We start from the raw sequence: 15,621 nt of genomic DNA on the forward strand, positions 1-15,621 counted from the left end.
CTTGACACAAGAAAAGTAACCGCGCGGCGGCCGCAAAAGAAAGTCAAGAAATCCTAAACTCGCCTGCGGCTCAAACAACAGGATTTCAGAAAACTAAACACGCAAGACGCAATGCACTCATTTTAAATACCTTAAGAATATCAAACATACTCTAAGGAAAAAAATCATCAAATATCTAATATCTGAAATCCTCCCTCTCATTACTCAACTATGTCTTTACAAATTGCAGATAAAACCTTTCAGTCTAGGTTATTTACAGGGACTGGAAAATTTAGTAGTGCTTCTCTTATGGAAGAGAGCATTCTGGCATCAGGGTCAGAATTGGTGACTGTTGCCCTCAAACGAGTAAGTCTTACTGAAAAGGAGGATGATATCCTGTCATATCTCCACCATGATCGCATCAATTTGCTGCCTAATACCTCTGGTGTTCGAAATGCGAAAGAGGCCATTTTTGCCGCACAAGTTGCTCGTGAGGCATTAGAAACCAATTGGTTAAAACTCGAAATTCACCCTGACCCAAAATACTTAATGCCTGACCCAATCGAGACGCTAAAAGCAGCTGAGGAATTGGTCAAACTAGGTTTTGTAATATTACCCTATATCCATGCCGACCCTGTGCTGTGCAAGAGACTCGAAGAGGTTGGCGTAGCCGCAGTAATGCCATTGGGGTCGCCTATTGGTAGTAATAAAGGCTTGAAAACGATTGATTTTCTTGAAATAATTATCGAACAAAGCCGTGTACCAGTAGTCGTAGATGCTGGAATCGGAGCACCTTCGGATGCAGCTAAGGCGATGGAAATGGGTGCAGATGCAGTATTGGTCAACACGGCAATAGCCGTTTCGGAAAACCCTGTTCAAATGGGTCTGGCATTCAAATATGCCGTTGAAGCTGGACGCATGGCGTATGAAGCCAAATTAGCTCCTATGCAACAACAGGCTGTGGCTAGTAGCCCATTAACGACATTTTTGAATTAGTGGAAATATGGACTTTTATCAAGTTTTTCAACAACATACTTGGGACGAAATCCGAGAGAGTATTTATCAAAAAACACCTCAGGATGTCATAAGAGCACTCCAAAAATCTGGTAAGCGAGATTTGGAAGATTTCAAAGCGTTGATTTCGCCTGCTGCTACTGGTTTTTTGGAAGAAATGGCTCAATTAAGTCACAGACTGACTCAAAAGCGTTTTGGCAAAACCATACAGATGTATGTGCCGCTGTATCTTTCGAATGAGTGTCAAAATATCTGTACTTATTGTGGGTTTAGTTTTGATAACAAAATCAGAAGAAAGACACTTACCGAAGAAGAGATTTTGCAGGAAGTAGCTGTGCTCAAACGCATGGGGTATGAACACGTACTATTGGTAACTGGTGAAGCTAATCAGACGGTTGGCGTACCCTATTTGCAAAAAGTAATTCGATTGATAAAACCCTATTTTTCTCAAATATCTATCGAAATACAGCCCCTCGACCAAGACGAATATGAAATTTTGGTTGCTGAAGGGGTACACGCAGTACTGGTATATCAAGAAACTTATCATGAGGAGGATTACAAAAAACATCATCCAAAAGGTAAAAAATCGAATTTCCAGTACAGAATCCAAACACCAGACCGATTAGGTGCAGCGGGGATTCACAAAATGGGTCTGGGAGTACTCATAGGCTTGGAAGATTGGCGGGTTGATTGCTTTTTCACAGCCTTGCATCTTAGATATTTAGAAAAGCGCTATTGGCAAAGTACCTATTCCATCTCTTTTCCGAGGCTTCGACCATTTTCGGGCGGCTTAGAGCCAAAAGTAGAAATGTCAGATAGAGAGTTAGTACAGCTGATTTGTGCCTATCGCATTTTTGACGAAGAAGTAGAATTATCTATTTCTACCCGAGAAAATGAGATTTTTAGAGACAATATTATCAAACTCGGTATTACGTCGATGAGTGCTGGTTCCAAAACCAACCCAGGTGGATATGTGGTTGAACCAGAATCTTTGGAACAATTTGAAATCAGCGATGAGCGCTCACCACAGGCAATCGCCTCTGTTATTCAGGCGCAAGGTTATGAACCTGTTTGGAAGAATTGGGATAGACTTTTGCAATGAGAATAATGTTGAATTGTGAATTGTCCTTGCCTAAAATAGGTTGCCTTATCTTCAGTAAATTTTCAACATTATTCAATTCTTTTGAAGAGAAAAGTGTATTGACTCAGAAAATCGTAAGGAAAACTAACACCATTTACTTTAGCGCCGTAGGTGCGAAAGAACACCAACTATCGTGAAGTCTTTCGCACCTACGGCGCTCTAAAGGGACTTTTATTTCTATATATTCTACCAAACTGTCGCTCCTACGGAGCTTTTCTCAGCAATAATAATACTATTCGCTAAATCTAAAAAGCAACCTATTTTAGGCAAGGACAAAGGACAACTCAAAACTCTCAACTCATAATTCAGCATTAATACTTACTTATCATTCATCAAAACCAAAAAAGCTTAAGGCAGGGCCTTAAGCTTTTCTTCATTACACCAATATAAAAAATCCTAACGGACTTCTTGTCTTTTAGTACTCAGTAGTTTGAGGATTGAAATTCGTCCATTTTTGAGTCCAATCATTTGAGCCATCAAAAGCACCTCTGAAACTCGCTGAATCGAAACCTGTTGGCAATACTACGCCATCAGCTAATATTCTTGAACCTTTTTGTGGGCTGAATTTTGGAGCACCCAAAAGGTTGAAATCTGCTTGTAAACCTAAATCTGTTAATGACCAGCTAATAGCATTTTTACGGTTCGCATCATTAAACATGGCTGTCTCAACGTTCAAAATCGGAGCAGTTGTTCCTGTAATTACAACTCCTTTATAATCCGACTTGCCATTTTTGAAATTGTCTTGTGACAACGTTCCTTCTAATTCTAAACCAGCTTTTGGAAATGCACCATTTACAACGGTATTATAAATACTCAAAGCAGAGTTACGTCTGATACGGAAAGCAGAACGGTATTTTTTGTCAACAGTACCGTTAGCAATATAGATACTCACGTTTGCAAATTTGGCAGAGGTTTGTGGCAATGCCGTTGAACCAGAACCATCGTTATCTGATTCAAAACCATTTGAGTCAGAACAACTACACTGGTCAGCTACTAATGGGTCACGGAGTGCTACTGCATATTGTACATTTCCTGAGAAACCATTGTCTGTATCAAAATCATCATCCAGAGTACGGTATGAAATCAAGTGTTTGGCATTTACAGCACCACCAAACCATTCGAAAGCGTCATCGCCAGAATGCGAAACTTGTACATAGTCTATTTTTGTTCCGTAACCTACACCACCAAGCGTCAAACCGTTAACTTCTTTATCTGTTTCGAAAGCAACACCTGCAAATTCGATACGTACATATTTCAAAATACCAGAGTTATCAGCATCGTTGGTTCCACCAAAAGTTGTTACGTTTTCACCTTCAATTGTGATAGGCGTCTTATTTACTTTAGCTTTTCCTAAAATAATTACACCACCCCAGTCACCAGCTTTACGTTGACCGATTGCTTGGTTAGACGTAAATACGATAGGTTTATCTTCTGTGCCTTCTGCTAAAATTTTTGCCCCTGGCTTGATAATCAAAGTACCTTTTGTTGGCAAATCACCTTTGATGATTGTCCCAGGCTGAATCGTTAGGGTTACGCCTTCTTCTACGTAAACAAAACCATTTAAAAGGTATTTCTTATCGGCAGTCCAAGTTGTATTTGATGTAATAGAACCTTTTACTACCACCATTTCACGACTTGCTACTGGTGTTGGTTCTTGAAAATCGTTTTCCAATTTACCACATGAAGTAGTTGCTAAAGCAATGGCAGTGATGTAAAGAAGTTTATGTATATTTTTCATGATTTCTGATATTGGCTTTCACAAAATAGCTAAGCGATGGCTTATGTTTATTCTGTTAAAAAAGTTTGTGTACGGTTTTACAAAGCTGAATTTAGTTTCACTCCTGAAGCTACCACTCAGCTAATGGATTTTGATAATTTACTGATAACTGATATACAATTAACCAATCTTCTCACTGGATTAGAACTTGTAATTGATACCGATCGTTGATGTTGTACCACGTTTGTAAGTTCTGAACACATCATCTTTTCCAGTTTCAATCTTCTTATCGTTGTTAGTATCGTTATAGAATCTAAATGGCTGATTCAACAAATCTTGGATACCTACTTTCACTTCGATATGCTTTCCGAAACCTTTTGTAACGTTTAAGTCGATTACATTTCTTGGCATTTCATATACTGTTGGGAATACAACACCATCACCTACCAAGAAAATACGAGAACCTACAACATTATAAAGAACGTTGGCAGAAAGGTTGCTTTCGTTATCGTTGTAATAAACACCAGCGTTAATCAAGTATGGAGACTGACCTTGTAAGAAACGGCTGTCTGAAGATTGTCCGCTAAAACCTGTTTTCACATCTGAATCAATGATTGAAGCGTTCAACAAAAGTGTTAGGTTATCCACAAATTTTGAACTAGCTAAGCCCTTCAATGATTTACGCATTTCTAATTCCAAACCTCTACTGAATGCTTTTTCTGCATTTCCAACACCGAAGGCAATACCCGAACCTGCATTCAAAATTCTAGCTTCGATTGGGTTTGTAAATTGCTTGTAGAAGGCCGCAAGTGAGATTACTTCACCTTCTGAAGGATAGAATTCGTAACGTAAATCGTAGTTAGCGATGGTTGCTGTTTTCAACTCAGAGTTACCTACACGAGTTACGTCATAGTTAAAGTCATAATAAGGAAATGGCGCTAACTCACGGAATTCAGGACGGTTTACTGTTTGGCTGTAAGCTGCACGAATCTGGTTTTTGTCGTTCAATACATAAGAAAGTGTTACAGAAGGCAACCAGCTTAATAATGGTCTGTCTACGTTTAATTTCTCGCCACTACCACGTTTCAAGGTTACTAATTGCTGACGGTTTTGTTCTGCTCTTACACCAAACGAAGCGTTGAATTTACTTGAGAAAGGCACATAAGCATTTACATAACCTGCGTACAATTCGTTACGAGCTTTGTACGCATCTTCGTAACCAGTACCTTCGTTATAAAACAATCCTGTTGTAGATAGGTTGGCTGGGTCGAAGAATTTGTCTGGTGATTGCGTCAAAATTGCATCTCCTACATTATTGGCATTTACGATACCAAACCAACGAGCAGCAAAATTACGGTCTTTCTTTTCGAGATATGTACCAGCACGAAGCTTAATCAATTCTTTTTCAGATGCATCTGCTTTACCGATACGGTGCTCTAAGTCGATACGTCCCGATACTACATTTTCAGTTAATGCTGAGTAAAAACGTGCCGCTTGTTGTAAAGTTGGACTTTGCGATTGTTGAATATTGATGGTGAATGGATCGTTGCTACCCAATGTACGGCTCGAAGTAAAACGACGGTTGTCTGGTTCCTGACGGTTTGTGTATCCGTAACCACCTGTCCAAGTCAACTTAGTCATATCTGACAATTCGTGCGTACCACTCAACTGACCAGAGTAAATACTCTTTTGCTCGTAAGTCATCGAGTAGTTTTTCAACTCAATATTATTGTTGTTATAACCATTTCTCAAAACAGTTTCTTTAGAGCCCAATTGGTTAAACAAATTACGGAATTCAATTTTGTTAGCAGGGTTAATAATCAAAGCCCAGTTTGACATTACACCTACTCTAACGTTTTCAGCATAAGCGTTATCGTTGTAAGCAAATTCTTTTTCACTAGCTGTATTACCAGCATCAGCGTTGTAAGCATAACGATAAAACTCGATATTTGGCGTTCTTTGGTGAGTAAGACTGTAGTTAACAGCATTGATAGTTGCTACTTCTAAATTACCAACATTAAAACGACGTGTCATTCCTAAGTTACCTCTAAAATCTGGCAATACCGATAGTGAGCTTTGGTTGAAATAACTTGGCAAAGATTTGAAAGCATTTACTACAGCAGGAGTATTAGCACCAGATAAGATTGTACTTGTGCTAGGGATAGAAGAAGGCAAACCTCTCAAACCGTTATCGAAACCTAAAAAGTCTGTACCGCTTCCTTTATACGTAGTAGCTGTTTGGAAAGTTGTATTACTACGATGTCCTAATGAAAAACCAGCTGTGAAAGAATTTCCATCTGGAATGGTTTTAGTATAAATCTTAATCACACCACCACCAAATTCACCAGGAAGATCAGCAGACCCCGATTTGAAAATCAACATACGGTCGATGGCTGTAGAAGGAATCAAGTCGAATGAGAATGCTTTTGTATCTACTTCAGTAGAAGGCGTAATCGCATCGTTGAGCATTACGGTATTGTAACGTTCGTTCAAACCACGTACAATCACAAAACGGTCATCTTGGATAGATACCCCTGGCACACGACGTACAACAGCCGAAGCGTCACGGTCTTGTGTTTTTTGGATTTGCTGTGCCGAAATACCAACAGCTATTTGTTCTACTTTTTTAATTTCTGTAATAACCGAAACCTCAGTTCCTTTATTTTTAGTACCACGTACTACCACTGCATCGAGTGTAGTGTTGGCCTCAGCAATCGTTGTGTTTATTAAGGTTGTTTTTCCTGCTTCAACTCTTACATTTGAAATTACTTTGCTTTCGTAACCTACAAATGAAAAAATAACAGTGTGAACTCCAGCAGGTACACGCGATAATTCAAATTCGCCTTGCATATTTGTTTGTGTACCGATTTGTGTTCCTTCTACTCTTACCGCAGTTCCTAACATTAGCTCGTTAGATTTTGCATCTTTAAGGCTACCTTTAATGCTTCCTGTTTGAGCAAAAGACACTAAAGCAGTGAATAAAAATAGAAGAGTACTGAGTAATAAATTTCGTTGCATGTGTATGTGTATTAAATAGAAATGTCTCTATATCTTCGACGCAACAAAATTATTACTTGAATATTACCTATGTGTTTGTGAATTTTAAACAAACTGTTAAGGATATCCTCTATTTGATAACATTATCTTAACATTAGAAACAATCACTTAACATAAAGTACTTTTAGGGTATTTTATTAGACTATTTCTAGTAAAAAGTACTCAAAAGAGTCATTACCGAAAAATTAAGTCTGTTAAGAATTATCGACAAATGACGAAAAAGAGTTTAACTATTTTGTTACAATCTTAGTAAAAGAGATACTGTTTGGTGTCTATATTATCACACTGCTGTATTTTTCCCTCATAAATCAGTTGGTGATTAAAAACCGCTTTAGCATGGTTCTTGCTCGGATATTTTACTACTATTGTATTGTAGTAAAAGTTAAATTTGTAAGAACAATGAGGGGAATAACCTCAGAATTAGCCTGCCTTTTTACCTTTTTCAAAAAATGTCAAAGAAAAATAAATCGCCCAAAGTAGAAACACAGTCCCCCAAAGCGACTTCAGAAACGGTAATCACAACGCCATCAAACACTTCAAAAAATACTATTTTAACCATCATTGTATTTGCAGTTGTTGTATTACTTGGATTTAGCGGAGGTTTTAGTAATCAATTTGTTGACTGGGACGACCACGTGTATGTAGTCGAAAATATCCTTGTTACCCATCCATCAGGACATTGGCTTGAAGCTTGGCAAAGCCACGTAGCCAGTAACTATCATCCCCTAACGATGTGGTCACTGATGCTCAACGCTGTAATGTCAGGAGCAGAATCAGCAAGAGCTTTTATCGTAACCAATACCTTTATACATTTTCTTAATGTTATTCTGGTTTGGCTTTTGGCTCAAAAACTTCTTGAAAGTTATGAGACAGGTGAACGTCAAAAGAAATTCATTGCCATTCTTACTGCGCTACTTTTTGCCATTCACCCCATGCGTGTCGAGTCAGTTATTTGGGTGTCGGAGCGCAAAGACGTTTTATATGTATTTTTTCTACTGTTGGGTAGCTTGCAGTATTTCAAATATGTGGATAAAGGTCAAAAAGTGATTCATTTGATTTTTGCATTCTTACTATATCTAGCCTCATGTTTGTCAAAAGGACAAGCTGTTATTTTTCCATTAGTCCTATTTCTTTTTGACTATTGGAGAAATAGAGAATTTTCTGTCAAAGTTTTTGTAGAAAAAATTCCGTTTTTCGTGGTATCTGTTGTATTCGGTCTAATAGCCATTAATATACAAGGAGGAGGAAATTTGGGAGGAATGATTCATCCAATTGCAGCAACAGGCGTAGCATTCAAACCAGAAGATATTAGCTATTTCAAAACGATTACCTACGCAGGATACGGTTTTATGATGTATTGGGTACACTTGGTGGCTCCTATTGGATTACGCTCAATGTACATGTATGAAGACCCAACACTATTTCATTCTGAGTATTATTTGGGTTTAGTAGTAATGCTCGGAATTTTGGGCTGGGGAATATTTAATATCAAACGCAATAAACTCATCGCCTTTGGGATTGGCTTTTTTACGGTAACTATCATTCTAGTGCTTCAAATTCTGCAAGTGGGTGGCGCTATTATGGCCGACCGATATACTTATTTGCCCTATATAGGTTTGTTTTTTATGCTAGCGGTGGGTATTTCAAAACTAACAGAAAATCCCAAAATGCAGCAGGCTGTATGGGCAGGCTGTATCATTTGGTTAGGAATTTTGCTTGTCATTACTAGAAAACAAGTAGGTACATGGCAAAACTCCGGAACGCTTTTTTCTCGAAGAATAGAACTAGCACCAGAAAAAGATGAAAGAGCCTATAGCGCCGCAGGGCAATATTATGGTGCAAAAGAAAATAATCTGGATTTGGCTATTGCCTACAGCGAAAAGGCGATTCAGTTGGGTTACAAAATTGATGTTACGCCATTGGGCAATCTAGCTTCGGCTTATGAACGTAAAGGCGACTATCCTAAAGCAATAGAATATTTGACAAAAGCCATTCAGCAATTTCCATCCGCAGATACCTATCTGAATCGAGGCAATACGTATCTCAATGCCCAGATGCCAGACAAGGCACTTCCTGATTTAGAAAAAGCACTCACGATGCCCGAAAACAAGCGCATTGGGGTCAACTACGGTTCTTTGGCAACGGCACAACTTAATACCAACAAAACAGAAGAAGCCCTCAAAAACTTCAATATCGCTATTGATCAATATGGTAGTCAGAACCCTGAGCATTTTTATAATAGAGGTGTAACTCATCATAAATTAGGTCATTTAGAGGCCGCAATTATTGATATTAAACGATGTCTACAATTAAAACCAGACCATCCACAAGCCACTCAGGCATTGAGTCTTTTAGGAGTGAAGAGGTAAATTTTAATTGAGTGAATATTCTAAAATTTGTATTCTAGCTGTAGAGACGCAATGCTTTGCGTCTAAAGACTTATCCTTCTAAAAATTATAATATCAAAAACGGCGGTCTAAAAACTAATTTAGATCGCCGTTTTTGATATTGTATATGTTACAGTTCATTATTTTTAAAAAGCTCAAACATTTTCCGTAATAGCTCCTTTTGCTTTGGCTCAAACTGATTTGCAACAAATATGTCAAACTTGTAAAATACAAAATAGCCAAATCTAGAATAGTTATTTTCAGGCTCTTGGAGTTTGACAATTCGTTTAAATACTACATTTAAACCTCCACGAAATCTATCCTGAGCTGAGTTATTGCTCATATCGAGTAAAAACTCACGTAATAACTCTTTGATTTCAGCAATGATTTCTTTTAATGATTTATATCTTGCAAAAACAAGCGGTTCTCTATTGAGCTTTAACTTCTCGATGGTAATTTCTGCTCGATTTGTTAATCCTTTGATTGTTCCATCAGGCATAAAAATAAGATGCTCCTCCACCTTGTCAACCTCTGGATTTAAAAATGAGGCTTTCTCGGCAAAAAGCACTTCAGAATTGATAGACACAAAGTCCCAATGAGCAACTCCTTCAGGCGTTAGATTTGGAGCAAACACCCTATTACCCTCCACTGGGAAACTATTACTTTTATTCCCATTACAAGTACTACACCCCAATGTCAAATTTGTCCATTCGTATGCAAGCCAATAATAACCTAAATGGTCTGTATCTTCAATTAACTTAGCTTTGGGTCTGTAATGCTCTACTTGTAAAGTTGCACCAGCCAAGGTGTTTGTTTCACAATAAGCGCATTTGTTTTTATAAATCGCCAACAGCTCTTTATATGTCTTATCTCTGTAAATGCTCTTCTTGAACTTATGTTCATTTTTTGTTCCCAAAACCTCTTTTAATAATGCATCTGTAACAGATTTTAGAAGACCTTCAGGAGGGTTATCAAATTCTTTTTTAACACTAATCATACAGGTAGAAAACTATTTAGGATTGCTTTTGGGTAAAAATAATTCATCAGGGAATTGTTGATTACTTTCCTCAAACTCTTTCAGATATTCTTCCACTTTGAGGTTTTCTTCTAGTTCTTCATACGAATCCTCCGTTCTGACTTCTCCTAAATTTTGATGTTGAACAGAAACAAAGTCTTCCAAATCAAATACCCCTGAAGTAAGCAACAAATTTGGCGTAAGATTTTTTAAATCTATGTTTACTCTTTCAAGTTCAATACCGTTCTTTTTTGTTCTCGTAACTTTGATGATAATACTATTGGCATAAGCACCTAACAGAGGGATGGGGCTATGCGTGGTAACGATGAATTGTATTTGGGGAAAAATTGATGAAAACTTCCCTACTATCTCACGTTGTAATTTAGGATGCAAGTGTAAATCCAATTCATCGATTAGTACAATCCCTTTCAAGTCGTGTGGATTTTTAATATCAGGCTGTTTACGAGAAAGTCTCAATATAATATCTCCCGCCAGTGCTATTATCGCTTTAAAACCAGAGGCTAATTTTTTAAAGGGCAAAGGCTGATATATAGCATCTCCAGAAGCATCTATTTCTTTTTCTATATACTCAATTTTATCAGTATCTGGATTATATCGTATATCATCAAGTTGAGGAATTAAAGTACAAAATGCCTTTTTTACTAACGTAAATCGAGGGTCATCTTTTAGGGTCCATTTAACTAATTCATATTCAATATTGAGCAACCAACCATCTGAGTTAAAGAGATTATATGAAATAGAACTTTTGCCCTCTTCGTCATTCTGTGTACCTGACAAATTTAATCGAATAGGGCCATAAGCCACTAGATGTTTTAGTGGGTGGTGATTGTTGAAAATATCATTTATGAAGCTTTCTTCTTGACTTTTATATTCTACCTGTATTACACAATTAGCTTCTTCTACCAGATTAGTATTACCATCCAAGCGTCCGTTTAACCCTAAAAATATAGATTGTAAAACAGTGGTTTTGCCAAAACCATTTTCGCCTACCAAGAAAATCCATTGTGCATCTACAGGGATAGCTTCTAATTTGGTCTGTAGAATACCTTGAAAGTTTGAAACAGATAGCTGCTTTAAAGTATATGGTAACTCCTTTTGCTCAGGAAGTAGGTAAACGTTAGGTTCATTGACTAGAGGCTCAGATACTGGGGAGTCTATTTCAAATAAATCTGAATAGTCAATACTTGAAGTCTCTGTCGCTGTAATACTTGGGGTTAAAGCATGAAGAGATTTCAAATAAAGTAGTAATACATTTATTACATCATTCATATTTGTTGAGAATGAATAAATTCCCCTTATGCTGTAGATAAATGTGGCGCTTTTCTTATTAAATGTTAAATTCAACTGAGTCTTATTTTCAAAATCATACGACTCATATTTCGCAATACTGTCTATCCTAAAAAATAATTCTTCGTGTCCTTTTGGATAAATTAACAATAGGCAATCGTCAGTGGCTTGTTTAGCGACTAATGGATAATCTGTGGTCAAGTTAAACTTCTTAACTTGTTCAGAAATATCTTTTAGTAAATCTATTACACCTTTGGGTAATTCTTTTCTATTCATGTGCTATTTATCGCTTTAGAATCCTAGTCATTACACAAATTTGAATAATTTATTTGGCACTTTCAAGAACATATACAAATAGAAAGTCCCCTTAGTAAGCTTGCTAAGGGGACTTTCTATTTTCTACTTTATCTCTATCCTCTCAATCTTCGGAATCAGCAATTTCAGTAGCGTAAAGGCTATCATATAGGCACTTGCTGCATAGGCGAATAGAGGAGTATAACTCCCCGTTTTTTCTAATACCCATCCTATAATCATCGAAAACAATACGCCTCCCAATGCACCTGCCATACTGCCAAATCCTACAACGGTTGCCACAGCATTGCTCGGAAAAATATCTGACACAAGCGTGTAAGCATTGGAAGACCAAGCTTGTTGTGCTGCCAAGGCAATACCTACCATTATGACAGCAAACCATAAATTGGTAAAATAACTTCCGAAAAACATGGGTAATACTGCACAAGCACATACCAAAAATGCGGTTTTGCGTGCGCTGTCGATACTATATGATTTCTTTTGAATCAGCCATGTGGGAAACCACCCTCCTATCACACTACCTGCATCGGATAATAAGTAAACTGTCATTAATGGCAAACTCAGTTTGCCAAGAGGAATGCCAAAGGTTTTGTCCAAAAATTTAGGTAGCCAATACAGATAAAAATACCAAACAGGATCAATCAAGAACTTCATGATGGTAAAAGTCCAAAGGGCTTTATAATTCAATAATTCTCGCCAAGCAATAGGTTTTACGGCTCGTTGTTCTGACTGAATATAACTCCTTTCTTCCTCGCTTACACTTGCATGCTGGTCGGGTGTGCGATAATAGCTCCACATCCAAATGACAACCAAAAACCCCAATGCACCCGTCATAATAAAGGTGGCTTGCCAACCAAACTGTATGGTCAATAAAGGAACCAATAAAGCTGCTACGATTACGCCCATGTTCGAGCCTGCATTGATAATACCTGCCACAATCGAGCGCTCATGTGCAGGAAACCATTCTGAAGTAGCCTTGATGGCCGCAGGAAAATTTCCAGACTCTGATAAACCTAAAAATACTCTAGCCAATCCAAATCCCATGGGCGTCCCTACAAGGGCATGTGCCATCGACGCCAAACTCCACAACAAAATGGTAAGTGTATAGCCCAATCGTGTGCCTATACTATCCAAAATACGCCCTACAACTGCCATTCCAATCGCATAAGATAACTGAAATGCACTTACGATATAGCCATATTGCATTTCGTTCCAACCAATCTTTTTTTGTAAGTCACTAGCCAAAATACCCAGCACCTGTCGATCTAGTAAATTGATAGTAGTAGCAGCAAAAATCATCGCACAGATTGTCCAGCGTATCTTACCTTGTGGTTTGGTTTGCATAGTTTTAGTTTAGGAATATATGAATTTTATATTTATATCGGATTTTGGATTTTGGATTTCGGAAGTCTAACATACATTTTCTAAACTTATAAAGGTATTTTTCAATATTTCCGAAATCAGAAATCTCAAATCCGCAATTGTTTGAAAACTGTGCATGTCACTAGCTCTAGGGTATTTGTTGTACCAATTCTAGCACTACACTGGGGTCGTGTTCAATCCCAAAATAGTCCAAATATAGCGAAACCTGATAGTCGAGTGTATGATGTCCATGATGGATTTGATAGCCCAAAGATGCCGCTTTTTGTAACAAAGCAGTTTCCTTAGGTTTCATAATAATATCTGCAATGACTGTATGTTTTTCAAAAAACGTTGGGTCAAAAGGTAATGGGTCGTTGGGTTGTAATCCGCTATTACTCGCATTAATCGCCAAATCAATGTGAGTTGGGGGTACTTCTTGTGCTAATATTGTACTTTCAGGATAAAAAGAACGTAGTCTTTCAGCTAAAGCTTCTGCTTTTTCTGGAAAAATATCACTCAAATACAAGGTAGAAATCCCTGCATCACAAAGTGCCACAGCTAAGGCACAACCTGCTCCTCCTGTACCAACCAAATACACGCTTTTACCTTTACAAATAACTCCTTTGGCTTCAAGACCAACCACAAACCCAAGACCGTCAACGGTATCTCCGTATGAACGACCATTTTCGTCAAATCGAATCAAATTGACACTTCCAGAACGCTTAGCACGCTCGGTAGCTTCATCCACCAAATCTACCAAAGGATTTTTATATGGAATCGCAATCGTCATTCCTTTGAAATTATTAAAATGTCTAAAAGCCGTAAAAATGCTAGAAAGATTGGCAGGTTCAACTTCTATAGGAATCCAAATGGCATTGATGCCTAATGCAGGAAAAACTTGATTCATCAAAATAGGTAAGCGAATCTGTTTGACAGGATAGCCTGGGGTTGCAAATACCAAAGTTTTACCGTCAATTTCGGGAGCAAATGTATCGATTGTATCCATGTGTGAATAAGAACAAAAACGAAAGTCTTTGTCTATCCTTTAAGCAAAGGAATAATTATTAGTTAGAATTGGGAACAGTTTTAGCTTTTAAAATTACATGATTAATCGCTCAATATAGAATCTTTTCGCTAAATAATATCATGAAATCGATTTAATAAATCAAAATGATACATTATAGAGTTTGGAATGATGAGTTGCGAGTGAGGAGTTTTTGGATGTCTTTATAAATTACTTTGGAGAAAAAACACGTTTTGTAAAAGTTCAAAATCGATTATTCAACCTTCTTGAAGACAATCGCATGAGTAATGTCGAAGGTAGCATAAGTTGGGTTGTCACTAAATGTAAGATCCTTCAATACTACTGAATCACCTGTAATAGGCAAAGACGAACTTACCAATGCTACGCCCATTCCCATACCGACTAAACCAACTAGCAGCTCGGTACTCGATACTTCTTGGACAATTTGTGGCTCACGATGAAAACCAGCAGTCTTACAACGGCGCTCTACTTCGTCGTAGAGGGTATATAAATTGCGCTGAACTTCTATCCAACGCTCGCTACGAAGCTGTTCAATCTTGATTTTCTTATAATTAGCTAATGGATGTTTGCTAGGTAAAAGAACCTTTAAACAATTTGACTCGGTATATCGAGGCGAAAGGCTGGGAAAAAGGAGTGGAAAATGAGTAATACCCAAAGCTATATCGTCACGGATTAATCCTTCTTGTACACCTTCAGCTGTATTATATTCGACCAACTTTATCGGTGAATCTGGATACCATTCTTGTACTTTTTGGGTAAGCTCAATAACTTGTGATTTGGGTAAAAGTCGATAAAATCCAAGATTAATTTGTTTTGCTTTAGAGCCTAATTTCTTGGTATTTTCAAGCATTCTATCAAACTGTTCCGTAAATCGGGAAGCATCTTTTAGGAGAAAAAGTCCAGCTTCAGTTAATTCAACTTTTTTGTGAAGTAACCTTTTTGTTTTATCAAACAACTCAATTCCTAGTTCTTGCTCAATGAGGTTGATTTGTTTGGTTAGGGCTGGTTGAGATATACAAAGGTTTTCGGCAGCTCGACCAAAATGTAACTCTCGTGCGGCTTCAAGAAAATATTTGAGCTGTCGTAACTCCATCTGGATACTAATTGAGTGATAGAAAGGGGCAATTCATTTTGGATTTCGGATATTTGATTTCGGAATTGTAACTTACTTTTTTACAAAAGATAAAGATATCTTTCAACACTTCTGAAATCTGAAATTCAAATCCGCAATATTTTAAAAACCTTTGTACAGTACTAATTTCGGATATTTGATTTTCCTAAAAA

10 protein-coding genes are annotated in these 15,621 nt (G+C 37.6%); 3 read left to right on the forward strand and 7 right to left on the reverse strand.

All coding sequences use genetic code 11. The features are described 5' to 3' along the window. Positions 1 to 210 precede the first annotated feature (210 nt). Complete coding sequence (locus GVN22_RS06940) at positions 211 to 975, forward strand: thiazole synthase (protein WP_166550314.1); 765 nt, start codon at positions 211 to 213, stop codon at positions 973 to 975. 7 nt (positions 976 to 982) lie between these two features. After that, positions 983 to 2,095, forward strand: coding sequence for a 2-iminoacetate synthase ThiH (gene thiH, locus GVN22_RS06945; protein WP_166550315.1), 1,113 nt, complete (start codon positions 983 to 985; stop codon positions 2,093 to 2,095). A gap of 454 nt (positions 2,096 to 2,549) precedes the next feature. Here the strand turns inward: thiH and GVN22_RS06950 are convergent, their stop codons facing one another. Both GVN22_RS06950 and GVN22_RS06955 read right to left on the reverse strand, forming a co-directional pair. Beyond that, positions 2,550 to 3,872 (reverse strand): T9SS C-terminal target domain-containing protein, encoded by a 1,323-nt coding sequence (locus GVN22_RS06950; RefSeq protein WP_166550316.1) that lies wholly within the window; start codon positions 3,870 to 3,872, stop codon positions 2,550 to 2,552. 180 nt (positions 3,873 to 4,052) lie between these two features. After that, on the reverse strand, positions 4,053 to 6,869 hold the full coding sequence (locus tag GVN22_RS06955) for a TonB-dependent receptor (protein WP_166550317.1): 2,817 nt from the start codon (positions 6,867 to 6,869) through the stop codon (positions 4,053 to 4,055). 488 nt (positions 6,870 to 7,357) lie between these two features. On the opposite strand from GVN22_RS06955, the gene GVN22_RS06960 reads away from it, so the two are divergent. After that, positions 7,358 to 9,277, forward strand: coding sequence for a tetratricopeptide repeat protein (locus GVN22_RS06960; RefSeq protein ID WP_166550318.1), 1,920 nt, complete (start codon positions 7,358 to 7,360; stop codon positions 9,275 to 9,277). 148 nt (positions 9,278 to 9,425) lie between these two features. Here the strand turns inward: GVN22_RS06960 and GVN22_RS06965 are convergent, their stop codons facing one another. The 5 genes from GVN22_RS06965 to GVN22_RS06985 all read right to left on the reverse strand — a co-directional run bounded on the left by GVN22_RS06965 (position 9,426) and on the right by GVN22_RS06985 (position 15,430). Then, positions 9,426 to 10,292: an HNH endonuclease gene (locus GVN22_RS06965; RefSeq protein ID WP_166550319.1), complete on the reverse strand. Its 867-nt coding sequence runs from the start codon at positions 10,290 to 10,292 to the stop codon at positions 9,426 to 9,428. 12 nt (positions 10,293 to 10,304) lie between these two features. Next, positions 10,305 to 11,894, reverse strand: a complete 1,590-nt coding sequence (locus GVN22_RS06970) for an AAA family ATPase (RefSeq protein WP_166550320.1) — start codon at positions 11,892 to 11,894, stop codon at positions 10,305 to 10,307. Positions 11,895 to 12,017: 123 nt separating this feature from the next. Then, positions 12,018 to 13,274 carry an MFS transporter gene (locus GVN22_RS06975; protein WP_166550321.1) on the reverse strand — a complete coding sequence of 419 codons (1,257 nt, stop codon included), beginning with the start codon at positions 13,272 to 13,274 and terminating at the stop codon, positions 12,018 to 12,020. Between the two features lie 166 nt (positions 13,275 to 13,440). Next, positions 13,441 to 14,298: a shikimate dehydrogenase gene (locus tag GVN22_RS06980; protein ID WP_166550322.1), complete on the reverse strand. Its 858-nt coding sequence runs from the start codon at positions 14,296 to 14,298 to the stop codon at positions 13,441 to 13,443. Positions 14,299 to 14,569: 271 nt separating this feature from the next. Next, positions 14,570 to 15,430, reverse strand: coding sequence for a LysR substrate-binding domain-containing protein (locus GVN22_RS06985; protein WP_166550323.1), 861 nt, complete (start codon positions 15,428 to 15,430; stop codon positions 14,570 to 14,572). Positions 15,431 to 15,621 lie beyond the last annotated feature (191 nt).

This window comes from Cellulophaga sp. BC115SP, assembly GCF_009905545.1.
Taxonomy (GTDB): domain Bacteria; phylum Bacteroidota; class Bacteroidia; order Cytophagales; family Spirosomataceae; genus Flectobacillus; species Flectobacillus rivi.

Bases quoted from the DNA above. Each gene is read 5' to 3' on its own strand.
- GVN22_RS06940 (WP_166550314.1), top strand. From the start codon at position 211: ATGTCTTTACAAATTGCAGATAAAACCTTTCAGTCTAGGTTATTTACA.
- GVN22_RS06965 (WP_166550319.1), bottom strand. From the start codon at position 10,292: ATGATTAGTGTTAAAAAAGAATTTGATAACCCTCCTGAAGGTCTTCTA.
- GVN22_RS06960 (WP_166550318.1), top strand. From the start codon at position 7,358: ATGTCAAAGAAAAATAAATCGCCCAAAGTAGAAACACAGTCCCCCAAA.
- GVN22_RS06975 (WP_166550321.1), bottom strand. From the start codon at position 13,274: ATGCAAACCAAACCACAAGGTAAGATACGCTGGACAATCTGTGCGATG.
- GVN22_RS06985 (WP_166550323.1), bottom strand. From the start codon at position 15,430: ATGGAGTTACGACAGCTCAAATATTTTCTTGAAGCCGCACGAGAGTTA.
- GVN22_RS06955 (WP_166550317.1), bottom strand. From the start codon at position 6,869: ATGCAACGAAATTTATTACTCAGTACTCTTCTATTTTTATTCACTGCT.
- GVN22_RS06950 (WP_166550316.1), bottom strand. From the start codon at position 3,872: ATGAAAAATATACATAAACTTCTTTACATCACTGCCATTGCTTTAGCA.
- GVN22_RS06980 (WP_166550322.1), bottom strand. From the start codon at position 14,298: ATGGATACAATCGATACATTTGCTCCCGAAATTGACGGTAAAACTTTG.
- thiH (WP_166550315.1), top strand. From the start codon at position 983: ATGGACTTTTATCAAGTTTTTCAACAACATACTTGGGACGAAATCCGA.
- GVN22_RS06970 (WP_166550320.1), bottom strand. From the start codon at position 11,894: ATGAATAGAAAAGAATTACCCAAAGGTGTAATAGATTTACTAAAAGAT.